The sequence below is a fragment of the Stenotrophomonas maltophilia genome (genome assembly GCF_001676385.1).
In the GTDB taxonomy this organism is placed as follows: Bacteria; Pseudomonadota; Gammaproteobacteria; order Xanthomonadales; family Xanthomonadaceae; genus Stenotrophomonas; species Stenotrophomonas maltophilia_J.
Genome location: NZ_LYVJ01000017.1, coordinates 22,929 through 45,614 on the forward strand (window position 1 = coordinate 22,929; position 22,686 = coordinate 45,614).

Annotated in this window: 21 protein-coding genes; 9 read left to right on the forward strand and 12 right to left on the reverse strand. The window is 61.5% G+C overall.

The genetic code is table 11. The features are described from left to right. Nucleotides 1–31: 31 nt before the first annotated feature. Nucleotides 32–844 (reverse strand): alpha/beta fold hydrolase, encoded by an 813-nt coding sequence (locus A9K58_RS18105; protein ID WP_065200660.1) that lies wholly within the window; start codon nt 842–844, stop codon nt 32–34. A 445-nt stretch (nt 845–1,289) separates the two neighbouring features. Here A9K58_RS18105 and A9K58_RS18110 point away from each other — a divergent pair, with 445 nt between their 5' ends. Beyond that, entirely contained in the window at nt 1,290–2,381 is a 1,092-nt protein-coding gene (locus tag A9K58_RS18110; protein WP_065200661.1) for a hypothetical protein, read from the forward strand. A gap of 58 nt (nt 2,382–2,439) precedes the next feature. Here A9K58_RS18110 and A9K58_RS18115 read toward each other — a convergent pair whose 3' ends face one another. From A9K58_RS18115 to A9K58_RS18130, 4 genes are all read right to left on the reverse strand, one after another. Continuing rightward, a complete protein-coding gene (locus A9K58_RS18115; RefSeq protein ID WP_065200662.1) occupies nt 2,440–3,585 on the reverse strand; it encodes a YncE family protein in 1,146 nt (381 codons plus the stop codon). A gap of 177 nt (nt 3,586–3,762) precedes the next feature. Beyond that, entirely contained in the window at nt 3,763–6,378 is a 2,616-nt protein-coding gene (locus tag A9K58_RS18120; RefSeq protein ID WP_065200663.1) for an XVIPCD domain-containing protein, read from the reverse strand. 34 nt (nt 6,379–6,412) lie between these two features. Next, nucleotides 6,413–7,057, reverse strand: a complete 645-nt coding sequence (locus tag A9K58_RS18125; protein ID WP_081284160.1) for a DUF1629 domain-containing protein — start codon at nt 7,055–7,057, stop codon at nt 6,413–6,415. 187 nt (nt 7,058–7,244) lie between these two features. Next, a complete protein-coding gene (locus tag A9K58_RS18130) occupies nt 7,245–7,622 on the reverse strand; it encodes a hypothetical protein (protein ID WP_065200665.1) in 378 nt (125 codons plus the stop codon). A gap of 167 nt (nt 7,623–7,789) precedes the next feature. Here A9K58_RS18130 and A9K58_RS18135 point away from each other — a divergent pair, with 167 nt between their 5' ends. The 4 genes from A9K58_RS18135 to A9K58_RS19340 all read left to right on the forward strand — a co-directional run bounded on the left by A9K58_RS18135 (nt 7,790) and on the right by A9K58_RS19340 (nt 10,893). After that, complete coding sequence (locus A9K58_RS18135; protein WP_196769212.1) at nt 7,790–7,999, forward strand: hypothetical protein; 210 nt, start codon at nt 7,790–7,792, stop codon at nt 7,997–7,999. Nucleotides 8,000–8,090: 91 nt separating this feature from the next. Further along, a complete protein-coding gene (locus tag A9K58_RS18140; RefSeq protein ID WP_065200667.1) occupies nt 8,091–8,516 on the forward strand; it encodes a TonB family protein in 426 nt (141 codons plus the stop codon). A gap of 452 nt (nt 8,517–8,968) precedes the next feature. Continuing rightward, entirely contained in the window at nt 8,969–9,337 is a 369-nt protein-coding gene (locus A9K58_RS18145; RefSeq protein WP_065200668.1) for a hypothetical protein, read from the forward strand. Between the two features lie 626 nt (nt 9,338–9,963). Then, complete coding sequence (locus tag A9K58_RS19340) at nt 9,964–10,893, forward strand: HNH endonuclease (RefSeq protein WP_081284162.1); 930 nt, start codon at nt 9,964–9,966, stop codon at nt 10,891–10,893. 263 nt (nt 10,894–11,156) lie between these two features. Here A9K58_RS19340 and A9K58_RS20245 read toward each other — a convergent pair whose 3' ends face one another. The 5 genes from A9K58_RS20245 to aceE form a co-directional block, all read right to left on the reverse strand. Beyond that, on the reverse strand, nt 11,157–11,456 hold the full coding sequence (locus A9K58_RS20245; protein WP_081284163.1) for a DCL family protein: 300 nt from the start codon (nt 11,454–11,456) through the stop codon (nt 11,157–11,159). 17 nt (nt 11,457–11,473) lie between these two features. Beyond that, nucleotides 11,474–12,163 (reverse strand): hypothetical protein, encoded by a 690-nt coding sequence (locus A9K58_RS19745; protein WP_196769213.1) that lies wholly within the window; start codon nt 12,161–12,163, stop codon nt 11,474–11,476. Further along, nucleotides 12,118–13,755 carry a DEAD/DEAH box helicase gene (locus tag A9K58_RS18155; RefSeq protein WP_196769214.1) on the reverse strand — a complete coding sequence of 546 codons (1,638 nt, stop codon included), beginning with the start codon at nt 13,753–13,755 and terminating at the stop codon, nt 12,118–12,120. Before A9K58_RS18155 ends, A9K58_RS19745 begins: the two co-directional genes overlap by 46 nt. Further along, nucleotides 13,745–14,452, reverse strand: a complete 708-nt coding sequence (locus A9K58_RS18160) for a hypothetical protein (RefSeq protein WP_155760544.1) — start codon at nt 14,450–14,452, stop codon at nt 13,745–13,747. Before A9K58_RS18160 ends, A9K58_RS18155 begins: the two co-directional genes overlap by 11 nt. Nucleotides 14,453–14,608: 156 nt before the next feature. After that, nucleotides 14,609–17,296 carry a pyruvate dehydrogenase (acetyl-transferring), homodimeric type gene (aceE, locus tag A9K58_RS18165; RefSeq protein ID WP_065200671.1) on the reverse strand — a complete coding sequence of 896 codons (2,688 nt, stop codon included), beginning with the start codon at nt 17,294–17,296 and terminating at the stop codon, nt 14,609–14,611. 557 nt (nt 17,297–17,853) lie between these two features. On the opposite strand from aceE, the gene A9K58_RS18170 reads away from it, so the two are divergent. The 3 genes from A9K58_RS18170 to A9K58_RS18180 all read left to right on the forward strand — a co-directional run bounded on the left by A9K58_RS18170 (nt 17,854) and on the right by A9K58_RS18180 (nt 19,895). Beyond that, nucleotides 17,854–18,414: a PadR family transcriptional regulator gene (locus A9K58_RS18170; protein WP_065200672.1), complete on the forward strand. Its 561-nt coding sequence runs from the start codon at nt 17,854–17,856 to the stop codon at nt 18,412–18,414. A 59-nt stretch (nt 18,415–18,473) separates the two neighbouring features. Next, a complete protein-coding gene (locus tag A9K58_RS18175) occupies nt 18,474–19,271 on the forward strand; it encodes a siderophore-interacting protein (RefSeq protein ID WP_065200673.1) in 798 nt (265 codons plus the stop codon). A gap of 222 nt (nt 19,272–19,493) precedes the next feature. Beyond that, nucleotides 19,494–19,895, forward strand: a complete 402-nt coding sequence (locus A9K58_RS18180) for a hypothetical protein (protein WP_065200674.1) — start codon at nt 19,494–19,496, stop codon at nt 19,893–19,895. A gap of 175 nt (nt 19,896–20,070) precedes the next feature. On the opposite strand, the gene A9K58_RS18185 is transcribed toward A9K58_RS18180, so the two are convergent. Continuing rightward, a complete protein-coding gene (locus A9K58_RS18185) occupies nt 20,071–20,778 on the reverse strand; it encodes a YceI family protein (protein WP_081284165.1) in 708 nt (235 codons plus the stop codon). An 88-nt stretch (nt 20,779–20,866) separates the two neighbouring features. After that, entirely contained in the window at nt 20,867–21,457 is a 591-nt protein-coding gene (locus tag A9K58_RS18190; RefSeq protein ID WP_065200675.1) for a malonic semialdehyde reductase, read from the reverse strand. A 125-nt stretch (nt 21,458–21,582) separates the two neighbouring features. Between A9K58_RS18190 and A9K58_RS18195 the strand changes: the two genes are divergently transcribed. Continuing rightward, on the forward strand, nt 21,583–22,545 hold the full coding sequence (locus A9K58_RS18195; protein ID WP_065200676.1) for a mitochondrial fission ELM1 family protein: 963 nt from the start codon (nt 21,583–21,585) through the stop codon (nt 22,543–22,545). Nucleotides 22,546–22,686 lie beyond the last annotated feature (141 nt).

The following is a 22,686-nucleotide window of genomic DNA, read 5'->3' on the forward strand; positions in this document are numbered from 1 at the left end:
ACGGGGCGTCCAGGACAAGCATCGCGAATGCCTAGCGCTTCAGGAAATTCAGCAACGCCAGATTGAAATGGTCGGCGTGGCTGGTATTGCAGCCATGCGGCGCCCCCTGCAGCATCACCACCTCGCTGCCCGGAATCGCACGATGCGTGCGCTTTCCGGAGCCCTCGAACGGCACGATGGCGTCGCTGTCGCCGTGCAGGATCAGCGTCGGCACGGTGATCTTCTGCAGGTCGCGGCGGAAATCCGTGGTGGCGAATGCCTGCATGCAGCCCAGCGCAGCCGCCTGGTCCGATTGATGGCACAGCGCGATGGCCGACTGCCGCTCGTCCTCGGTAACCATCAGCTTGCCGTTGGCGCTGAAGAACTGGCGCGTGAAGTCATCGAAGAACGCCTCGCGATCTGCCTGCAACCCCTTGCGCATTTCGTCGGCCGCGTCCGGGGTCAGCGGTCCTTCCGGGTTGTCGTCGGCGCGCAGCAGGCAGGGCGGCACCGCAGCGGCGAACACCACGCTGTGCAGGCGCGCCTGGCCATGGTTGGCCACGTAGCGCGCCACCTCGCCGCCACCCATCGAAAAACCCACCAGCGTCACGTCGTGCAGATCGCGGTCTTCGATCAGCGCGGCCAGGTCTGCGGCCAGCGTGTCGTAGTCATAGCCGTCGGCGGGCTTGTCAGAACGGCCAAAGCCCCGGCGGTCGTAACAGATCACTCGATGCTGGGCGTCACGCAGGATCGGCACCTGCGCCTTCCAGGCGTCCGCCGACAACGGCCAACCGTGGATCAGGATCACCGGGCGGCCGTCGCCGCCGCTGTCTTCAACATGCAGCCGGATGCGGGAAGCAGGCATGGGGGCTCCTGTGGAAGGGGAGAACGTGCAGGCTAGTGGCGCCGCCCTGTGGAGGCCGTGAGGGAATCGCACTCCCTCATGACATCGCCTGCACATCCACCGGCCGCGCCGCGGCCGTTGAGGGGCAGCCTGCGCCAAGCACGCTGTCCGCATCCGGCACATGGCTATTCGGGGGACTACATGCCAGCCCTAGTGCCGGCCAGGGGCGTGTCGGGGCACGCTGGATCCCTTAGGAAGCACTACGAGCAAAACACCGTTGCGTTTTTGGCGTGACCATCGAAGACCAGCACACGATGGATACTTGCTTCCGCGCATCGACAATTGCCGCAACTTGGCGCGGTACAGATGGTACTTTGCAGCCTCAGGCGCTCGAGCAAAGTGCACGCCCCCGCAGAATGCTGGCGAACAGAAGTCAGTTTAATGAGATGGAAGGAAATATCGATCAATGAACAAGAGCCATTCCGAGCTCGCGACAGCCATCGACAATCTGGTCGCCGAACTACGGCCCGTGCTGGCCTGGATCGAACGTCATCCAGTGCTCATCGCATCCATCGCGGTGCTGCTTCCGAGCGCTGGCATCTATTACTATGCAGTGAGGGAGCAACTGCCTCTCAGTCTGCTTTCCACCGATGCAGTTTCTGCACTTCCCATGTTGCTGGCAGTAACAGGGCTACGCATCCTCGCTTTGTCCGTGCTCTTCTTCTCCCCCGTCGTGCTGTCACCCAACCGTTTCTCATACACACCGGACCGGGGAATCAAACTACTACCCGAGGATCCCGCCAGCCGAGACAGAACGATTTTCCGCTGGAGCCTTGCCCTGATCGCTCCGGGCGCACTTCATTTCGCCGGGATCTATGTCGCGTCTTTCTATGACACTCTTTCGACAATTGCGCTCTGGATCAGCACGCCAGGTTGCCTACTTATTTTCGTAATCATATCGCGCTGGGCGAAGCCGGAAGACAGGAAACAAAAATGGCTATCCCTGGACACCTACTTCTTGCTGGTCACGGGATTTCTGCAGCTATTGTCGATCAATACAATCATGCAGCTCGCGCTCGGCCTGGTGGTCACGAAGAGCAACTTGGAGATTGGCGCATCTCTGCTTGGTGCTTCGGTTGCACTTGGCTTTCTTCAGTCCGTGGTCATACGAGCCGTGGACGGACTAAGTGAGCGGTACGGTGTTGGGACACTTGCCGTCTCATTTGCATCCGTCGTGATCATTGTGGGAATGCTGTTCCCTCCAACAGGCGCCTTCCTGACGGCGCAGGTTGTCAATCCACCAGGTGAAAAATCCAAGGGCTGCATGATGCTGACCCTACGGTCCCGCGACAGTGCATCCATCAAGCTTCTGGTGGGTGATGGCACTGCTACCGATCAGATCAAAGTGGTGTACTCAACGAGCTCGGTACTTCTTGTTCGAATGAAGAATGACGATAGCGGGACAATTTATCGAATTCCCGTGGATCAGGTTTCAGAGTTCAAGCAATGCCCCCGAGAACAGGGTGCGAGAGAGCCATCAAAGGCAACAATTTCCTAATGGCCTAATTTGAGCCACCGCCGCCTGTGCATATGCACAGGCGGCCCCATCGAACGCCTTACAACTGAATCCGCGCCACGCTCTCGTTCGCGTCCTTGGCCTCTTCCTCGCCATTCTTGATGCTCACGAACAGCACGTTGTTCTTCTCATCCAGCGCCAGGCTGTTCGGGTGGGCCGGAACCGGGTAGGTGGCCACCTTCTGGTAACTGTCACTGTTGTACGCGGTCACCGTACCCGCCTCGCGGTTGGTCACGTACAGGCGCTTGCGCGGGGCGTCCAGCAGGATGCCCAATGGGCCGGCGTCGGTGGGGATGCTGGCCAGTTCCTTGCCGTCGTGGCGGTCGAGCACCAGCACGCGCTGGCCCGGGTGCTTGCTGACCAGGCCGCTGCTCTTGGCCTGGTAGCCGCGCAGGAATTCCGAGCCCTGGTCCGTGACGAACAGGCGCGTGCCGGCCGGATCCAGCGCGATGTTCATCGGCTGCTCGGCGGCGATCCCGTGCTGCGCCACCACCTTGCCGGAATCGGTGTCCACCACCACCAGATCGGCCAGCAGGTTGCTGGCGTACACGCGCTTGTTGCCCGCATCCAGCGCCAGGCCGGGCGCCTTGGCGTTGCCCAGGCCCTCGATCGTGTTGATCACCTTCAGCGTGGTGGTATCAATGACGAACAGCACGCTGCCGGTATCCGGCTGGCTGGTGTGGCCGGTCACATACAGGCGGTTGGCGGCGCTGTCGACCACCAGTTCGCGCAGGTCGTGGGTATAGGCGGCCTTGCCATCCTTGCCGGTCTTCTTTTCCATCAGCTGCACGGTGCCGATGGCCGTGTTCTGTGCGGTGTCGACCACGGTCACTGACAGGTCCACGGTATTGCCCACGTACAGGCGATCATGGGCATCGTCGAGCGCCACGCCGAACGCCTTGCGCTGCAGCGGGATGCGGGTTTCCACGGCCAGCGTGGCCGGATTCAGGCGCAGCACCTGGGCCGGGCCGGCGGCCTCGCCGAAGCCGCCGGACGAGGCGACGAACACGGCGTTCTGTTTCGGGCTGTAGGCCAGCTCATACAGGCCCTGGGCCACAGCCTGGCGCTGCACGGCGGTGGTGGCGCTGGCGGCCGGAGCGTTATCGGCGAAGGCAGAGGGCGCGCCGAGGCTGAGCGACACGGCAAGGGCCAGGGCGGCCGAGCGGAAAGCGGAATGACGGAACATGCGAGCATCCTTGAAAGGGCACGGGAAGGTGTCCTGGCTCGCTGGGCCGTGCGGAGACGGCCGTTCCGGGGGGTGTGCACCGGATGGGCTGGCTGGGTTGCGGGGCAATGGTAGCAGTTCCCGCCCGCGGAAACCCCTCCTTGCCAAGGAGGGGCGCGGAGGCACGCGCCCTCGCCGTCATTCCATGCCGAGCACGGGGGCCTGCACTGCGTGCTGGGCCTGCGCATCCCGCGATGATGACTCAAGCTGGCGATCCCTGCTCTCCTCGAGCGCCCGCTGGCTCAGCTGGGCGTACTGCTGCATCGATGTTTCCACGGGCGTCTGCACTGCTTGCTCCGTGCGCATGGATGCCATGGGAAACGGAAACCGGCTCATCTCGCCCTGTATGAGGAACACCGTATGCCCGGCCGGGTGCAGCGCCGTTTCGCTGCTCAGCCGCACATGGTCCACGCGGGTCAGGCCGTGGTCCTTGGCCAGCACCAGCAAGCTCGCGCTCATCCGCTCGCTGAGGCCATCAGAGGTTCGCCCATGCGCAGCATCCAGCGCCGCCACGCCCGTGCGGATCTGTTCGTAGAGCGCAGAATCCGGGCTTCCGGCCGGCAGCAACTCCAGCCCCTGCGGCCGCGTGTCCGAGGCGTGCGCGGCGGCCGGTGTCATCGGTGCCCCTGCGGAGGGCGGCGCCGTGCCCTGCCGTTCCGTCGTCTCCGTCAATGCGGGTTCCCCGTTGGCACGCGCCCGCACCTCATTCCACGCCGCCTGCAGCTCCTGCGTGCTGGTAGTCGCGACCGCGCGCGCCACACCGTCCTGGCCTACCTGGTAATGGGTGATGGGCCTGGAGGCGCCCGCGTTGCCCTCGGCTACAGGCCCCAGTTCCTGCAATGTGGGACCCGTAATGCCGAGCTGCTCGCGCGTGCGCGCCGTGGCCAGCGCAATGGCCTGCTCCCACGCCGGGGTCAGCGCAACGCCCGCAGCGTAGTAGCTGTGGCGCAGCTCGTTCTGGTTCACTTCCGCCGCCGACGGCAGCGGCCGCGATTCCAATGCGGCAATGGTCTGGTTGAACTGATCGAGCGACGGCTGCTGGATGGTGCGGGTCAGTTCCAGCTCCAGCGCCATGTTGCCCTGCGCGATCTGGCCAGCATGGCTCCATCGCCCTGCTTCGTCGCGCTGGTAGAGCTGGTTGTCCGAGCCCTGGACGGCGTCGGGCTTGGCACGGGCCTGCTCCACTGCTTCCGGCACCAGCGGCACGAAGTCACTTGCGCGTGTAGCAGCACGGGTCTCCAGGTAACTGGCGGCGATCGCGGCCTTGCCGTTGGCGATGTTGTTCTCGATGCGCTGGACCGCCTCGCGATTCAACTCGTTGGCGCGCTCGGGGCTGGCGGTCTGCGTCTCGTACACCCCCCTGTCGTTGGCGCCGGACACGCCAATCTTGACCTGCCGCGTCCACTGCTCGGTCTGCGCATCGCGGTGCCAGTTGGGATTGTCCAGACGGCCCTCGCCGTCCCGCGCCGGGATGCTGAAGGGATCCTGCGGTGGCGGTGCCTTGCCCAGTGCCAGCTCTACCGCTTTTACATGGGCGTATGCGCCCAGCTCGCGGGCCTTCTCGTAACTGGCACCCACGCTGCGCTCAGCGGGATTGCCCTGGCCGTCACCCGCGCTGTCCATGACCGCCTGACGGTCCCAATTGCGGCCATTGAACTGCCACGTGACGCCGGCCTTGTCGGTCTGCTGATAGATGGCGCGGTTGTCGAGCAGATCGGCGCCCTTGTCGAACGCCTTACTCATCAGCAGCGCATCGCCTGCGACGATGGCGGCCGGGACGAAACTGGAGGTGCCAATCACCGATGCCGTAGCCATGCCACCGATCCAGCCACCGCCGTTGCGCGCCAAGGCATGGGTGAGCTCGGACTGGGCGGCAGTGCCGTTGCCCTCTTCCAGCAGCTGCGAAGTACGACGGGCGGTAATGACAGCGTCGGCGCCAGAGGCGAGCAGGCCGCCGGATCGGATCAGTTGGCTGGTGGAGGCTTCGCCGAGGAGGAGGTCCATAGTGATGCCGCCTTGTTGCAAGCGAGGCGCACGAATGCGATAGGCAGCCTCCTCACCTAGCACTCGCTCCACTTTCAGGATGCCCGGCTCCGACATGACAATCCGACCAGATTGTTGCGCATCGGAGATTGCCGCCGACAAGCTGTTCCTCTGAAGCTCAAGATCACTTCCTTTAGTCAGCTTGGTGCCGAACTGATCATGGACATCCAGCAAGGCCACAATGCGCGATTCAGTTCTGGTCACTAGAAGATGCATTCGCTCGTCTGGACGCATGCCAGTCAACGCGCCGTACTGCGAAGAGTGGACCTGCGCGTAGCGATCGACATTCCCGAAGAATGCCTGCGTTCGCGGCCTGATGGCATCTGAATCCATGCCAAGAGGGGCGTTCGTGTAAAGATCACCGTTGACTAGGCCAATCGTCATCGTGTCGCGAAGGCCGTTGACCTGAGCTGCCACGCGCTGCATCGCAGCCACGTCACCGCGAAGCGCAGCTTGGCCGTCTGGTGATGCCTCGATCATCTCCAGAGAAAAGGTGATTCCGTTTTGATAGTCCTTGATCGGCCCCCCGCCATGAGGGGAAACACCCATGGCAGCAGCGAGCCTCTTGTCTGCCGGCATGTAGAGCAGGTTCTCGAACACATCCTTCTCAACGAGCTCTGCATCCACCAATGCCTGCAGAAAATCGTTGTTATTGAAGGTTTGTTGCTCAAGCACATGGTGCTTCTGAAGAATCGGACTGTTACGCGGCATAGAGCGACCTCTTCCTTGAGTTCAATCAGCGGACTCAGATATCAGCTGCGTCCGTAAACGATAGTCCTCGCGACTCGCCCCTACCACCGATGCCGGCGGCCAGAACCGCATCGCGCAAAGCGCTGTCACAGAAAACCAGGTTCCCTGAGTACGGCGTTCGGAATATGTGCGCCTGGTTGATGACATCCTTTCGGAACGCCAGGGAACTTCCACCCCTGAGGTCGTAAAACTTGCCTCCGGGATAGCCCTCGTCGCGGACAACGCGGAGCTTTGACGCAGCTTCATCGACCGCATCGATCACTCGGGTCACATCGCAGAGGAAGTAGCGCGGCCCTTCAGATCCATTGGCGAGGCGGTATTCGCTCTCCGCAAACTCGAATCCGTTGGGATCGACAGAGACGAACGCGTTGCGCAAGCGCTCCGAGACGAGCCAGTAACCGCTCATCCCTCCTTCAAGATCTTCAGGAAGCCCCCCCTTCTTGGGTGAGTGAACCAACAGTGGTTTCTCTGCCAAAGGTGGAAATCCACCCCCTTCAGGACGTAGGATCAGCCGTGGAGGCGTGCGAAGTTTCTTCACATTCTCGAACACTACCCCGTGACCCTTTCCCCCGCGAGTGGTGTCCGGCATCAAGAGGAAGAATTCTCCGCGTCTGGGCTGAGTTGACTCCATTTGCTCCATGATATTCATCCCTTACAAAGTCCTAATTGCTAGCCTAGGGCCAACCGAAAGAGGGGGAGGCGACCTCCTTTCATTTACGTGAAAGCTGGCACCACGCCTACCGCACTTTACCCCGGCGTGACCTGGCTGTCGTACATTCCCAACGCACCGAAGCTCCAAGAGCTGGCACTCCCCAATTTCAGCTCCGCTAGGCCAACACCAGATCCCCATTGATCAGCGCCACCTTCACCGTGTCCTGCAGCATCCTCACGGCCTCCACTGCCCGAACGGTAGAACCTAGGTCGCCTTCAAGCGCCCCCTGCCCGTCTGGCGATGCCTCGATGGCAGCCAACTGCTGCAACATGCCCTGTGTGTAGGCATCAATCGGCTCCTGCACATAGCGCGCGCATCCCAGCTCATCTGCGAACGCCTGCTCAATGGGCAGGTACAGCCAATTGGGTGCAGAGTTGATGTCGAACTCGCCCACCGCCTGCAGATGGCGAAGTAGGTTGCTTCCCGCAATGATCGTGGGACCGATGATCAACTGAGAATCGAACAGCGCGTCATTGTCTCCGATGGCAGCCATGGGTCTCCTTTCCTATGGGTGTTGCGATGGGTAACTACGGTCCTCTTTTACTCTGGCATGCATTGGTATGCAATCGGACCACAATCAAATTTTGCGCACCGCCGACGGCGCGTCCCGCCGTGTGAAACCTATCGCGGCCACACTCCTCTTCTCACTGGAGGATGCCCATGATCAGACTCGACCCCACATGGCTGGAAGCCTTCGACAAGGAGCTGCTCCACCTGTTCGCCATCGACCATCGCGATGCCGGCATGGATGAATACCTGCTGGACTGCTATGCAGACCTTCCGCCGCGCGAGGCGGCACTGGCCCTCGGCAGCGACTACCACCTGGAGCGCGACGATGCGCTGTGGCCACGGCCGGGCGTGCCTATGTAACCCGCGCAACAGTCCCGCAAGCCGGCATTCAAGGCAAGCGATGCCAGGGGATGGACGCTAAGTTGGCAGCGCACCGGAATGGAAACCACGCATGCCCCGTTTGAACACCGCCCTGGCACTGAACCTCGATCTGATGCTGCTGGACGCTACGCCTGCCATGGTCATGGCGGCAGACCCGCAGGTTTCCACTGATGTGTTCGTGGAGCGCGGTGACAACCCTACCTTCGAGCGGCAGCAGGCGCCTGCCGTTGTGTATTCAACGGCCCCGGTCACGCCGCCCGATACCTTGCTGCAGGTCCCCATGGCGGTGCTGTTTGTTGCTCAGCTGGATGAGCTGGGCCACGTTTCCAACGTGATGGTGGTGCGGTCCAGCGGACTACGGGACATTGATCGTGCGGCCTTTACCGCAGTGGTCCAGTGGCGCTTCGAACCGATCGTGGTTGAGGGCGTCGCGCGGCATGCGCGGGTTCGGGTGCGTTTGAGCTTCGTGGCTTCGGCGGAGGCGCCGCTCGGCTGAACCGCTGGTTCAATCTGTCGCGATCGACCCTACGCCATGGCCCTGACTGCTGGCATTCCTACCCTTGGGGCCAATAACGCCAAGCCCTTGAAGACCGTTGCAGCGCAATCGCTTGCCGGCTTAACACCGTGTGCGACAATGCCGAAAGCGTCAGGACTGGCAATCGTCGGTTCTGCAGTTTCTTGGCATTTGGCAGCTGCGCGGGTATCTCTTGGCGTGCCACCGGAAAAGGGTGGCGCGGGACTCGAAAACCCGTCTATGTACCAGATGTATGCGCTTGCCGGCCGGCGTCACCTTTTGTGTGGCGCCGGCTGGCAATCCGTTCGCGTTCCATGGCGGGCGGTGCGTGGGGATCTTCGGATCCGCCGGTCTGGTATATGCCGGTTTTCGAGCCCGCACCGTCCGCCACCTTTATTGGTGGCGCTGCTATTTGTCCTGTACGGAGCATTGCCATGAACACATCGGACTTCCGTTCCCTGCACGCGCAGTACGATCCGGACAATGCCGAAACCGAGCGCGCACCCTCCCTCGATCCCAACGCATTCGTCGCCACGCTTCGCCGCATCGGAACTGGTGCAGCGGCGGATGGCCAGCCTTGGCCGGAGCGGCATCAGCTGCCTGGGCGCTGTCTACAGCTGGCGGATGCGGACTGCGCACTAGCCGGGCTGCGTGTGGTGGCGGAGCTGATGCTGGCTGCGGAGCGGACTCGGCAGAACGGCGCGCCCCAGGAGTACCTGGGGGATCGGGTGATGGAAGGGTTGAAGATGGCGTGTGTGGCGTTGACTGCGCAGGTGGCTGAGCGGTTACAGGTGCGGGAGTAGCGCGCGCTTCGCTACGCACATCGAATGCGATGCGCCGGATCGTATCCACGCTCCGAAGTATCCGCCGCGGCCTGATCCGTTTAGCCTCCAACACTGGCCTCACTATGCCGAGCCGGACTTTGCTTGCCCTGACAGCGGCAGCGCTACTGGGATTGATCATTGGCGGGACGTACGCACCAGCCACCACAATGACGCTTGAGAATTGCCCAAGACTCACCGACTCGGAGTTTGCCGTGCTTCGGGCCGACGCCGAGAGCTTTGCCGAAGCGTTGGCTTGCCATGGCGTCACCATCGAAAAGCATGATCCCAGTAGACGCTTCTTTGATATGAGCGTACTTGGCGACGCCATTCTGTTCGTGGACAACTCTGGGCCAAGTCTTCTGATCGTCACCATGTCTACGGCCGCAAGCGGTGCATTAGAGCTACAGCGCTGGAAAGATGGATGGGGCTCACCCGAGGGACGCCGGAGGAACTTGAGCGCATCTGAGGACGGCTGCCCTTGGTCTGCATCCCAATAGACCCCCATCTGCACCCCATCCTGACAGCCAAACCCGTCAGCCAATGCCACAAGGAACCTGGTTCTGGCTAGAATCCTGGGCACTTAGCTTCTGGGACAGGGATCTGGGATGGAACTCCCATTCGAGGTGGGCGCGCTCTACAACCGTCAAAAGCAAATCCACGGCATATTTGGCGGGCAACAGCAAGGCGGCATTTCGACACCTAGGGAGCATCCGCTAGTCATCGCGTTCACTGGCGAAGCCGGCGTGTCTCATGGCTATCATGATTTCTGGGACGACGACGAAGTCTTTCATTACTTCGGCGAGGGTCAAGTCGGAGACATGAAGTATGTGGCGGGCAACCGAGCGATCGGCGAGCACGTCAAAGATGGCAAGACGCTCGTAGTGTTTCAGATGATGGGCAAGGGGCGGCCCTACCGATACCTTGGTAGGTTCATGTGCCAGTCCTCCTACGTTCAACCTGGCACGCCAGATCGAGAAGGCCAGCCAAGGTCTGCGATCGTGTTCCGCTTGAGATCGCTGGAAGCCTCACTGGGCCTCGCGGCGAGTGAGGCGGACCAAGCTGAGATCGATGCAGCGATCGATGACGTCGGCGCGACCAGCACAAGACGCGAAACCGAAGTGCGGACAAAACAACGCCTGTTCCGTGAGCGCCTGATTGGCGTTGAGAAGGGCTGTCGACTGACCGGCATTGAGGATCTGAGATTCCTTCGCGCGAGCCATATCAAGCCATGGGCAGATAGCACTCATAGCGAACGCGTTGACGGGGAGAATGGACTCCTGCTGGCCCCGCATGCGGATCTGCTTTTTGACCGCGGTTGGATTAGTTTTTCGTCGAGCGGTCGCCTAATAGTTTCGAGCAGCCTACCGTCGGACGTACAAGTTCGTCTTGGCCTGAAATTACATGCCTCACTTCGTTATGGAGTCTTCTCCGCGAAGCAACTTAGCTTCTTGGAATTTCACCGAGACGTGGTTTTTGATAGCCACCATTCCACATTGCATTCCACAGAGAATGTTCACCTTGGGCTCCTTCGCTAGTTCATGCCCGGTGACGCAGACGCGTCTGAATTGCGGCAGGAACACCTCAATAACGTCGCCAAGCTGATTGATTCACGGCGAACGCCGAATGACGCGCCTACCTTGGCAATCGATCAGCCCGACCCATGTGTTGCGCTTGCCAATTGAGACCGCCCAGCCTCAATAGCCACCAATGCACCGCCTTGCCCTCTGGACCAATCACCAGCCAGACAGCCGCCAAACTGGGGCATTCGATTTTCATCGAAGATGCACAGAACTGGGCACTACCAAATACCAGTTACACAACGCTTATAGGTGAATTCAACCTTGGTTAGATCCTTTCTAACTACCCAAAAACACTGCCCACCATATCCATCAGCCTCAACAATGAAGTGGTCAACTCCCACTCCCGCCTTCTCTTCATAACTAATGTGCTTAGACAACAGCGCAGTGAGATCTATCGCATCCGAGTCAGATACGCGATCACCTTTGCCGTACGAATTTAGCATCTTACTGAAAAATTCCAACGCATCTTTCTGACGAGGAAAGTGCCTCTCACCGACACGCACCGGCTTCGCTGCCATATCCTTAACCCTTAAATTTACATGTACCAGGCCAATACCGACCTTAGTTTTTGGCTAACGCCCTCAATGCTGGATCTGAAGACAACCTCATTCTCGTCAGCCTTAACAACATGCGGTAGGAGCTCCTCAATCTGATCGGGCAGAAACCCATACCTCATCAACATGACATTCACGTTATCATTGGTCCCGAATCTAATGAGCTCCATGAACTTAAGAGCCGTGACATCCTTTGTATTTCTGTAATAAATTCGAGCCGCAGCAACAAAAACATCAAATAGGCAAAATGATATTACTTTGTCCAAGTAGTCATACGTGTCAAACATTACAACATCATAACTAACCTTCTCCTTGGGAGTATTCCTTTCAAATAGTGAAAACGCCTTCTGGAGATTGGAGTCCGGCAGAATGGTGGCGGGCTGAGAGAATTCGGCATAGGGCTTTTCTTTCTCATCACGCCTCGATATCGAACTGAACCGCATACCAACTATCTCTCTGAAAGTTCTCCCGGAGAAAGACTGAATCAGAATGAAAATTGCTTGCCGAAAAACGGAGTACTCTCCTTCAAGCAATGGCCGCCCCATATACGCTTCATAAATAAGCCTCAAACTCGCCTCAATCTGCGCTCTTTCGGAACGCTTATCCGCGCCCCTCAGCGCATCTCTTACGCGAACTCCATCAACGTAGAGAATCTCAAGAACGGCCTGCATTGCTCCGAGCGCGGCACTTCCGGAAAGACGATCAGCTCTGGTCTGCGGATATGCAAGTCATCGTTGAATTGATCTGTTCGTATTGCCTCTATTACCTCCCGATCCTCACTAGAGCGATCTTCGTCTAAGGATTCAATCAAAGACTGATCAGACAATGAATATTCATCTTCCAACCTCTTGATTAATAGTTTTGCGTTTTTGGTGTAAACGTATCCGTAGTCAAAACTGTCCGATGATGACAATCGCCCGGCCCTACCAATTAGGTTTTTGAACGCCAGAGATCGCTTCGCTTCATTTTCAGCATGAATCTTCATACTATTCAGCCAAACCACGTCGAAGGGCATATTTACGCCTTGCGCGAGCGTACTAGTCGCGAAGCATATCCTGCAATATCCCAATCTAATGTACTCTTCGAGAAGAAACCTAACTTCTAGCGGGACTGATCCATGATGAATCACAACGCCCTTTTGGAGAAGCTCTATCATTCTTGATCGATGATTTACCTGATCAGCCCCGACCAACTTCCTGACGCTGTCAACAATTGAAATCGCCTTCACCTCCTTTAGAACAGGAAGGGAATCCACGTAATCCTGGAACTCCACAATGAATTTTCCATTGTATATTGACTGCTTTGTTACATAAGCCAGTATAGATTTCCCAGAATGGAGCGCGAACTTCGAAAAATCCCCTTCGAACTTAACACAATCGCGAAGGCGCTCCCCTTGCCTTGAGAAGGGACTAAAGTAGTAGTCAGATCCATTCCCATGCCTTTGAATGAACACCTTCCCGACCGCACCCTGCTCGTAAGATTTTGAGAACGCGTTACCACTTAGGAACCCATGCTTTTTGAACTGCGCCTCAGGGTTCTTCACAAAAGGATGTGCAAATATTAGCCTTGCAGAAGGAAAATGCTTTGACACACGGCGAACGAGATGATCGAAGACCACCCCCCTCATCCCCTCATCTGAGACCTGCGCCTCGTCGAAAAAGAATACCTTTATATCTAAATCAAGCAAAGGATCGAATATATCTCTTGCTCGCTCAGGAGTAAGTACAAATATTCGCCGCGGCGCTCTTGACTTGAACACCGAATCAACGAAAGGCATGATCATAACCTTCTTATCGCGAGCGAAGTGTTCGCGCAAGGCGCCAACGTACTCTGCTATTAGGGCACGTGACGGCACAACAATTATCGCGTCACCATTTTCCTGAGATATGAAGTCTCGGATTGAGTAGGACTTTCCGGCACTGGTAGGCGCTGAGATTGAAACCAGCTTATGGTTTCGTATAGCAGAAACCAGACTGGCTTGAACAGGAGTCAGAACCTGATTTCCCTGCACTCTGTTCGCTTCTCCCATACGCGACATCAGAAAGGAGTACAGGCTGTTAGGCTCCCCGAGCTTATAGAACAGCCCCATCGATGCAATGATGTCTTCTTCGAAATCCTTGAAGACAGTCTCATGAAACTCACGATATAGACTAATCTCCTCCAGCTTCTCTTGCGTGTCTGGCCCAACCTGGTGAAGGCGTTCAAGAATAGCTGACAGTGTTACTGACGGATTTTTGTCGTTCGCAATTGATTCAGGCGTCATTAGACACCCCCACCAGGAAAATCTGCTTAATCCCTCTCGACTTAGAAAAATCGATCGCAGATCTTAGAGCGTTCCCCATTATGACTTCATGATTCTTGCCAAGAAGAGAGAATGCCGCGACCACACCAAATTTGTCGTCATTAAGAAGCGCCGCCGGGCCGGGGCATATTTTTGAAAGATGAACATAATCCCTCAAGTGCTTCTCTGCCTCAACAAAATCGGATGCCTGGGAGATCGCCAAGCCGTGTGGTGAGGACACCCTCGAGTACTTTGCTTCTCCAAAGTTGAGGAACCCATTTGGGCAGACGGTGTGAAAGTCGAAGCCCTCGTTCTGCTTCAGCTGAGGTTTCCAGAGCTCCGCAAGAGGAACTTCCGTGTGTCCCAATAGCGATTTCAGGGCCCGCGCGGAGCCAATCGAAACCATAAGCTCCCCGAAGTCCTCTGCCACGGGTGAGCTGGGCACTTTCTTGAATATTTCGCAAAGCACCCGAGACGTCTCTGCAACGGTTTTCTGATATGCCCGTCTAGTCCCCTGGTCAAGGTCCGACATCCACGAGGTGTCGACAACTGTCTCAGTGAGTTTTGCAGATAACTTAGTGAGATCTGTTACGGAGACTTTGCAAGAGATAATGGACAGCGCATCATCGCCAATCATTGAGATGTGCTCGCATCCCCAATCATCATCTTTGAAGCTCATGCTAGCGGACATCCTTTCCTCCGAAAGCCAGATCTGAGTTTGTTCAACTTATCAGGTATCGGACGGAGAATCTCGTTCTTGAGCATGTGAATCGAATTGCCGCTGGCCAAAAAGAAAGCGGCCACATGGGCCGCTTTCTCTGTCACCTATCAGGAATCAAACCCCAACAGGATTAGCCTTCTCCGGATCAATCTTGTACTGCTTGATCGCCCGGGCCACATCCTTCGCGGTCATCTTCCCTTCCTTCGCCAGCGCCGCAATCGCGGCATGCGCGATGTAGTAGCGATCCACCTCAAAGAAGCGGCGCAGGTTCGCACGCGTATCCGAGCGACCAAACCCATCCGTACCCAGCACCGTGTAGCTCATCGGCACGAACGCGCGGATCTGGTCCGCATACGCACGCACGTAGTCGGTGGCGGCAATCGCCGGGCCCTGGCGGCCTTCCAGCAGCTGGGTCACGTAGGCCTTGCGCTGCTCACCTTCCGGATGCAGGCGGTTGGCACGCTCCACGTCGAAACCATCGCGGCGCAGTTCGTTGAAGCTCGGGCAGCTCCAGATGTCGGCGGTCACGCCGAAGTCCTTGTCCAGCAGCTCGGCGGCGGCAATGGCTTCGCGCAGGATGGTGCCCGAACCCAGCAGCTGCACGCGCAGCTCGCCCTTCTTCGGCTTGCCGGCGTCGGTCAGCAGGTACATGCCCTTGACGATGCCTTCGGCCGCGCCTTCCGGCATGTCCGGGTGGCTGTAGTTCTCGTTCATCAGGGTGACGTAGTAGTACTCGTCCACCTGGTCTTCCATCATGCGCTTGGTGCCGTGCTGCAGGATCACCGTCACTTCGTAGCCGAAGGTCGGGTCGTAGCTGCGCACGTTCGGGATGCCACCGGCCACCAGGTGGCTGAAGCCATCTTCGTGCTGCAGGCCCTCGCCGTTCAGCGTGGTGCGGCCGGCGGTGCCGCCCAGCAGGAAGCCGCGGGTACGCATGTCGGCCGCCTGCCATGCCAAGTCGCCCACGCGCTGGAAGCCGAACATCGAGTAGTAGATGTAGAACGGCAGCATCGGCACGTTGCTGACCGAGTAGCTGGTACCGGCAGCCATCCACGAGGCGATGGCGCCCGGCTCGCTGATGCCCTGCTGCAGCACCTGGCCGCTCTGGTCTTCGCGGTAGAACATCAGCTGGTCGGCGTCCACCGGCTTGTACTTCTGGCCGAACGGCGCGTAGATGCCGATCTGGCGGAACAGGCCTTCCATGCCGAAGGTACGGGCTTCGTCGGCCACGATCGGCACGATGTGCGGGCCCAGTTCCTTGTCGCGCAGGGTGATGTTCAGGCTCTGCACGAACGCCATGGTGGTGGAGTAGGTGCGCTCGCCGCTGCTCTTCAGCAGGCGCTCGTAGGCTTCCAGCTTCGGCGCCACGAAAGTCTTGTCGGCCTTGCGGCGGCGCTGCGGCAGGTAACCGCCCAGGGCGGCACGGCGTTCCTGCAGGTACTGCACTTCCGGCGAATCCGGGCCCGGGTGGTAGAACGGCACCTGGCCGTTGGCCAGCTGCGCGTCGGTCACCGGGATGTTGAAGCGGTCGCGGAAGTGGCGCACCGCTTCGTCGTCCAGCTTCTTGGTCTGGTGGGTCGGGTTCAGTGCTTCACCGGCGCTGCCCATGCCGTAACCCTTCACGGTCTTGGCCAGGATGACGGTCGGCATGCCCTTGGTGTTCACGGCCTGGTGGTAGGCGGCGTACACCTTGTGCGGGTCGTGGCCACCACGGTTCAGGCGCCAGATGTCGTCGTCGCTCAGGCCGGCGACCATCGCGGCGGTCTCCGGGTACTTGCCGAAGAAATGCTCGCGCGTATAGGCGCCGCCGAAGGCCTTGCAGTTCTGGTATTCGCCGTCGACGGTTTCCATCATCAGCTTCTTCAGGACGCCGTTGGTGTCCTTGGCCAGCAGGGCATCCCAGTAACCGCCCCACAGCAACTTGATGACGTTCCAGCCGCCACCACGGAACACGCCTTCCAGTTCCTGGATGATCTTGCCGTTGCCGCGCACCGGGCCGTCCAGGCGCTGCAGGTTGCAGTTCACCACGAAGATCAGGTTGTCCAGGCCTTCACGGCCAGCCAGCGCGATGGCACCCAGGGTTTCCGGCTCGTCGCTCTCGCCGTCGCCGATGAAGCACCACACCTTGCGGTCGGACTTCTCGATCAGGCCACGGTTTTCCAGGTAGCGCATGAACTGCGCCTGGTAGATGGCGGCCAGCGGGCCCAGGCCCATCGACACGGTCGGGGTCTGCCAGTAGTCCGGCATCAGCCACGGGTGCGGGTACGAGGACAGGCCACCGCCGTCCACTTCCATGCGGAACTTGTCCAGCTGCTCTTCGCTGATGCGACCTTCCAAGAAGGAACGCGCGTAGATGCCCGGGGCGCTGTGGCCCTGGATGAACAGCAGGTCGCCCGGGTGGTTTTCGCTGGGGGCGCGCCAGAAGTGGTTGAAGCCCACGTCGTACAGGGTGGCGCCGGAAGCGAACGAGGCGATGTGGCCGCCCAGGTCACCCGGCTTGCGGTTGGCGCGCACCACGGTGGCCATCGCGTTCCAGCGGATGATCGAACGGATGCGCCATTCCAGCTCGGCGTTGCCCGGGCTCTTGGCCTCGAACTGCGGCTCGATGGTATTGACGTATTCGGTGGTGGGAGAGAACGGCAGGTAGGCGCCCGAACGACGGGTCAGTTCCACCATGCCTTCCAGCAGCTGATGCGCGCGCTCGGGGCCCTCGACATCAATAACGGCCTTCAACGACTCGATCCACTCCTGGGTTTCCACAGGATTCGGGTCGTTATTCAGCACCTCGTTCAACCAGTTCATTAGCGCTCCCATGACCGCACGCACGCGCGCGACTGTTGTATAGATTTCTAGACCGCAAAGTGTAGCGCACCAAGGGCTTTCGTCACTTGGCTACGCTGGCGTATGGATGCATGCAGCCAGTGTCCGCAAGGCCTGTCCCGGCCTGTCCGGCGGCGGGACAGGCCCCTGTTTCCGGCCACTGCGGCGCGCTCTGGCCGCCGCGCGGCTGTCGCATTCGGCCCGCTGCGCCCATGCGCAGGACGCAGTGTTACTGCGATCGATGACCGTAGCAGGGCGACCCGGGTGACGGGGTCGGCCGTCTCCGGGGCGGGGCACTGAACCGGCGGCAACATGTCGCGTCTGGCACTGGAGGTGCCCTCGGCGGGCACTCAAGCTGGCAGGGAGTCCTGGCCTCGACCGGCCGTTGCTCCCTTCCACAGTTGTTGCCGGGGCGCCCTGCAAGGGGCGCCCTTTTTTCATGCTCATGGCCCAAAACACCCCTGCGTGTGGCCGGATCGGTGATTGCCGGCACCGGCCTATCGATATATCGTTTGCGCACTCGTTACCGATATATCGAAATGAGCCGTTCCCCTTCCCGCAGAACCCCTTCCACCGATGCTGCGGTACCCCGGCGCCATGGCCAGCCACGGGTGCTGAGCCGGGGTGACCTGCGCCTGCTGGTGCTGTCCCTGATCGGTGAGCAGCCGCGCCACGGCTACGAGCTGATGCAGCTGATCAGCAGCCAGTTCATGCAGGCCTACACGCCCAGCGCCGGCACGATGTACCCGCTGCTGGCCAGCTTCGAGCAGGCCGGCTGGATCCAGGCCGAGGAAGTGGAGGGGCGCCGCATCTTCCGCATCACGGCGGCGGGCGAATTCGAGTTGAAGGTGCAACGCCCGCAGGTGCGCCTGGCGCAGCGCCGCGCCTTCGACCGTGCCCGCGAGATCACCAAGGCGTCGCTGCCGCAGCCGCTGGCCAGCGCCCTGCGCGAGTTCAAGCAGGCGCTGGTGCACCACCACGGGCGCTGGACCGAGGGCGAAGCGGACGAAGTGGCGGCGCTGCTGATGCGGGCCTCGGCGCTGCTCAACGGCAATGCCGGTAGCCAGAACCCGACCCTTTCAACGACCCAGCCAGACTGACGCCCGCCAGGTCCTCCCCTACGCCGCGCCCCGCGCGCGACACCTTTACAGGTACTGCCATGACCGAACACAACAACACGCGCCTGCGCCTGGATGTGCGCTTCCGCGAACTGACCGTGCTGCGCACCGAGGACGTCACCCCGCACATGCGCCGCGTGGTGCTGGGCGGCGACGATCTGGCCGGCTTCGATTCGCCGGGTGCCGATGACCACATCAAGCTGTTCTTCCCCAACAGCAGCGGCGAGACGGTGCTGCCGGTGCTGACCGCCGAAGGCCGCAGCTACCCGCAGGGCAAGGAGCCCTCGCCGGCCCGGGACTACACGCCACGCTGGTGGGACCACGAGCGCGGCGAGTTGGCCATCGACTTCGTGCTGCACGACCAGGGCATTGCCGGTCCATGGGCCGAGCGTGCGCAGCCGGGCGATACGCTGGTGATCGGCGGCCCGCGCGGTTCGTTCGTGGTGGCCGACAGCTACGACGCGTATGTGCTGATCGGCGATGAAACCGCGCTGCCGGCCATCGCCCGCTGGCTGGACGTGCTGCCGGAGGGCGCCGAAGTGCAGGCCTTCATCGAAGTGAGCGATGAAGCCGAGCGCCAGGACCTGCCGCAGTACGAGAACGTGCGCATCCACTGGCTGGAGCGCAATGGTTTCCCGGCGGCCAGCAGCACGCTGCTGGAAGACATGCTGACCGACTTCGAGGTCCCGGAGGGCGACACCTTCTACTGGATCGCCACCGAATCGCGTCGCGCACGGATGATGCGCAAGTTCATCGAAGGCCACCTGGGCGTGCCACGCGACTGGATCCGCTCGACCGGCTACTGGAAGGCGCACCCGGACGAAACCGACGGCGATTGACCGGGCCGCCGGTGCGTGCGGGCCGTTGGCCCGCACGCCTTTGACTATGTAGAGCCGAGCCCACGCTCGGCTGCTCTTCGTTCCGCCATCGGAGAACCATCGCGCTGCGCGCGTTGAGCCGAGCATGGGCTCGGCTCTACAGGGATTCCGCCGCCCGGTTCGACGCATCAGCTGGCAAGCAGTGCGACAATCGCGCTCCTTTCCCGCAGCGACGAGGCCCACATGGGCAGATTGACCCTGGCCGGCGTGGATGCGCTGCGTATCCGCTTCGCCGATGACGCGGCCTGCGATGCCGCGCTGGCTGCTTTTGCCACCCCGGCTGCATTGCGCGCGCCGCTGCGTGATCTGGTGGACGCACAGCACCGCCTGTTGCAGGCCGACTACGAAGTGGCGCAGGTGGCCGACGTCTTGCGCCGCGACCAGAAGTACGCGCCGGCAGGCCGCCCGTCGGTGCACATCGTGCAGCTGCGCAAGCAGCAGGCTGCCACCAGGCAGGCGGCGCTGATCGCACGCCAGGTAGTGGCGCAGGCCGCGCAGGCCTTCGTGCGGGCAAGCGGGCTGGCGGTGAAGGCGAAGCAGAGCCCGAGCGAGGCGTGCGGGGTTTGGTTGGGCGCGTTGCGCTGAGGGATCGTGCGGACCAACGGTCCGCACCCACCAGATGCCGGTTGGCACCTACCGGATAGTGCCGGCCGCTGGCCGGCAACCCCATCGGCATCGGGCACCTCGCATGCAGAGCCCAAAAAGAAGGCCCGCTTTCCAGCGGGCCTCCTGCCTTCTCACGACGAGTGAGCTGGGTGCATCACGCGGCCGGCTTTTCGCCGGTGGCTTCGGTGGTGATGCGGATCTTCACTTCATCGCTGACGTTCGGGGCGTAGGCGCCGACACCGAAATCGCTGCGCTTGAGGGTGGTGGTGGCATCGAAGCCAGCGGCCGGGACCTTGGCCATCGGATGCTCGCCGCCGCCATTGATGGTGACGTCCAGGGTGACCGGCTTGGTGATGTCCTTGATGGTCAGGTCACCGGTGACGGTCAGCTTGTTGGTGCCGGCCGATTCCACCTTGGTGCTCTTGAACGAGGCGGTCGGGAACTTGGCAGCGTCGAAGAAATCGGCGCTCTTCAGGTGCTCGTCGAACTTGGCGGTGAAGCTGTTCAGGCCGCTGAGCGGCAGCTTCACTTCGACGGTGGACTTGGTGACGTCGGCGGCGTCGTACACCAGGGTGCCTTCGACGTTGCCGAAATGCGCGCTCGGGTTGGAGAAGCCGAAGTGGCTCCACTGGGCCAGCACGTCGGTGTGGCTCGGGTCCAGCTTGTAGGTGCCGGAGGCGATGGTGATCGCTTCGGCGGCCGGCGCGGCAGCGGCGGCATCGGCGGCCGGGGCGGCGGCCTGCTCGGTGGTGGCCGGGGTGGCGGCATCCGCGGCCGGGGCAGCGGTGTCGGCCGGCTTGGAGCAGGCGGCAATGGCCAGGGTCAGGGCCAGCGGCAGCAGCAGTTTACGGGTGGCGCTCATCTGAGGAACTCTCCGGATCGTAGGGTGGGTACACACGGTGCAGCAATGGGCCGCCGCGGGGCAGCGGGCCCGGAACCGATACAGCGGCTTACGCGATGCGCGCCGCTTCGTCGAACGACAGGCGCGGCAGGCGCGGGAACAGGCCCGCCGGGTCACCGTAACCCAGGTTGACCAGGAAATTCGACTTGATGGAGGTACCGGCGAAGAACGCTTCGTCGACCTTGGCCGGGTCGAAGCCGGACATCGGGCCGGCATCCAGGCCCAGCGCGCGCGCGGCCAGGATCAGGTAGGCGCCCTGCAGGCTGCCGTTGCGGATGGCGGCTTCGTGGCGGCCTTCCTGCGGACCGTCGAACCAGGCCTTGGCATCGGTGTGAGGGAACAGGTACGGCAGCTTCTCGTGGAAGTCCAGGTCGAAGCCGATGATGACCGTGACCGGCGCAGCCATGGTCTTGGCCAGGTTGCCTTCGGACAGCGCCGGGGCCAGCTTCTCCTTGGCCTCCTTCGACTTCACGAAGACGAAGCGGGCCGGCGTGGTGTTGGCCGCGGTCGGTCCCCACTTCACCAGCTCGTACAGCTCCTTCAGCAGGCTGTCCGGCACCGGCGTGTCGAGGAAGGCATTCTGGGTGCGGGCGGTACGGAACAGCTGGTCGAGGGCGGCAGCGTCGAGCGCGTGGGACATCGATGGATCTCCAGGGCGGCTAAGGGAAGTCATGGCCCGCAGGGGCGCAGGGCGAAACGACGAGCCGCAGTGTAGAGTGTCGCGACTGTTGCAACACCCAGCAGAGCTGAAACGAATTAATGCCAATGGTGAAACGATCGAGCGCGCCCTGGACGATCACGGATGGCCGTGCGGGCAATGTCCGCCAGGCGGTCGCGCTGGCCGCGGCGCTGCGCCGGGGCACGCATCGGCCCCTGGTCCTGCAACCGCGCGCGCCCTGGCGCTGGCTGTCGCCGCGCCGCCTGCCGGGCGATGTGAACGGCTACGGTGAGGCCTTTGCGTCACTGGCCGACGAGGCGCCGGCGCTGGCAATCGGCTGCGGGCGCCAGGCCGCCGGCGCGCTGCGCGTGTTGCGCGCGCGCGGCAGCCAGGTAGTGCAGATCCTCGACCCGCGCATCGGCGCGCGCCATTGGGACGTCGTCGTGGTGCCCGAGCACGACCAGCTGCGCGGCAGCAATGTGCTGACCCTGATCGGCAGCCTCAACCCCGTGGACGACGACTGGCTGGCCTGGGGCCGCGCCGCGTTCGCCGGCTTCAGTACCCTGCCGGGCCCGCGTACGGCACTGCTGGTGGGCGGGCCGACGGCGCTGGCGCCCTGGGACCCGGCGGCGATGGTCGGCGTGTTCCAGGCGCTGGCCGAGCGGATCCGCAGCGAAGGCGGCAGCCTGCTGGCGACGACCTCGCGGCGCACTCCACCCGCACTGGCCGAAATCCTGCGCGCCACCTTCGCCGATCTGCCGCATGTGATCTGGGGCGATGGCGGCGACGGCGTGAATCCCTATGGCGGGCTGCTCGGATGGGCCAACCGCGTGGTGGTCTCGCCGGATTCGGTGAATCTGCTTTCCGAGGCCTGCGCCACGCGCATGCCGGTGATGGTGGCGCTGGCCGATACCGCGCAGGGCCGGCTGGCGCGGTTCCAGCAGCAGCTGCGCGAGCGCGGCCGCCTGCAGCCACGATGGCTGGACTGGCACTACGACCGCATCGAACCGCTGCGCGAAACCACGCGCATCGCCACGGAAGTGACGGCGCGGCTGGGTCTTGCACCATGAATGCCAGCCGCCGGTGGAGACGCACCGCGAACACGCGGGCTTGAACAAGGCGCGGCGCGAAAACACTGGCCGCCCAGCGGCCCACCACCATGCGGCGGGCGACATGATGAGTGAAGCCCTGCAAAGCTGAACGACCGGTTT

Bases quoted from the DNA above. Each gene is read 5' to 3' on its own strand.
- A9K58_RS18195 (WP_065200676.1), top strand. From the start codon at position 21,583: ATGGTGAAACGATCGAGCGCGCCCTGGACGATCACGGATGGCCGTGCG.
- A9K58_RS18125 (WP_081284160.1), bottom strand. From the start codon at position 7,057: ATGGAGCAAATGGAGTCAACTCAGCCCAGACGCGGAGAATTCTTCCTC.
- A9K58_RS18160 (WP_155760544.1), bottom strand. From the start codon at position 14,452: ATGAGCTTCAAAGATGATGATTGGGGATGCGAGCACATCTCAATGATT.
- A9K58_RS18115 (WP_065200662.1), bottom strand. From the start codon at position 3,585: ATGTTCCGTCATTCCGCTTTCCGCTCGGCCGCCCTGGCCCTTGCCGTG.
- A9K58_RS18110 (WP_065200661.1), top strand. From the start codon at position 1,290: ATGAACAAGAGCCATTCCGAGCTCGCGACAGCCATCGACAATCTGGTC.
- aceE (WP_065200671.1), bottom strand. From the start codon at position 17,296: ATGAACTGGTTGAACGAGGTGCTGAATAACGACCCGAATCCTGTGGAA.
- A9K58_RS18175 (WP_065200673.1), top strand. From the start codon at position 18,474: ATGACCGAACACAACAACACGCGCCTGCGCCTGGATGTGCGCTTCCGC.
- A9K58_RS18180 (WP_065200674.1), top strand. From the start codon at position 19,494: ATGGGCAGATTGACCCTGGCCGGCGTGGATGCGCTGCGTATCCGCTTC.
- A9K58_RS18130 (WP_065200665.1), bottom strand. From the start codon at position 7,622: ATGGCTGCCATCGGAGACAATGACGCGCTGTTCGATTCTCAGTTGATC.
- A9K58_RS19745 (WP_196769213.1), bottom strand. From the start codon at position 12,163: ATGCAGGCCGTTCTTGAGATTCTCTACGTTGATGGAGTTCGCGTAAGA.
- A9K58_RS18190 (WP_065200675.1), bottom strand. From the start codon at position 21,457: ATGTCCCACGCGCTCGACGCTGCCGCCCTCGACCAGCTGTTCCGTACC.
- A9K58_RS18105 (WP_065200660.1), bottom strand. From the start codon at position 844: ATGCCTGCTTCCCGCATCCGGCTGCATGTTGAAGACAGCGGCGGCGAC.
- A9K58_RS18140 (WP_065200667.1), top strand. From the start codon at position 8,091: ATGCCCCGTTTGAACACCGCCCTGGCACTGAACCTCGATCTGATGCTG.
- A9K58_RS19340 (WP_081284162.1), top strand. From the start codon at position 9,964: ATGGAACTCCCATTCGAGGTGGGCGCGCTCTACAACCGTCAAAAGCAA.
- A9K58_RS18135 (WP_196769212.1), top strand. From the start codon at position 7,790: ATGATCAGACTCGACCCCACATGGCTGGAAGCCTTCGACAAGGAGCTG.
- A9K58_RS20245 (WP_081284163.1), bottom strand. From the start codon at position 11,456: ATGGCAGCGAAGCCGGTGCGTGTCGGTGAGAGGCACTTTCCTCGTCAG.
- A9K58_RS18145 (WP_065200668.1), top strand. From the start codon at position 8,969: ATGAACACATCGGACTTCCGTTCCCTGCACGCGCAGTACGATCCGGAC.
- A9K58_RS18155 (WP_196769214.1), bottom strand. From the start codon at position 13,755: ATGACGCCTGAATCAATTGCGAACGACAAAAATCCGTCAGTAACACTG.
- A9K58_RS18185 (WP_081284165.1), bottom strand. From the start codon at position 20,778: ATGAGCGCCACCCGTAAACTGCTGCTGCCGCTGGCCCTGACCCTGGCC.
- A9K58_RS18120 (WP_065200663.1), bottom strand. From the start codon at position 6,378: ATGCCGCGTAACAGTCCGATTCTTCAGAAGCACCATGTGCTTGAGCAA.
- A9K58_RS18170 (WP_065200672.1), top strand. From the start codon at position 17,854: ATGAGCCGTTCCCCTTCCCGCAGAACCCCTTCCACCGATGCTGCGGTA.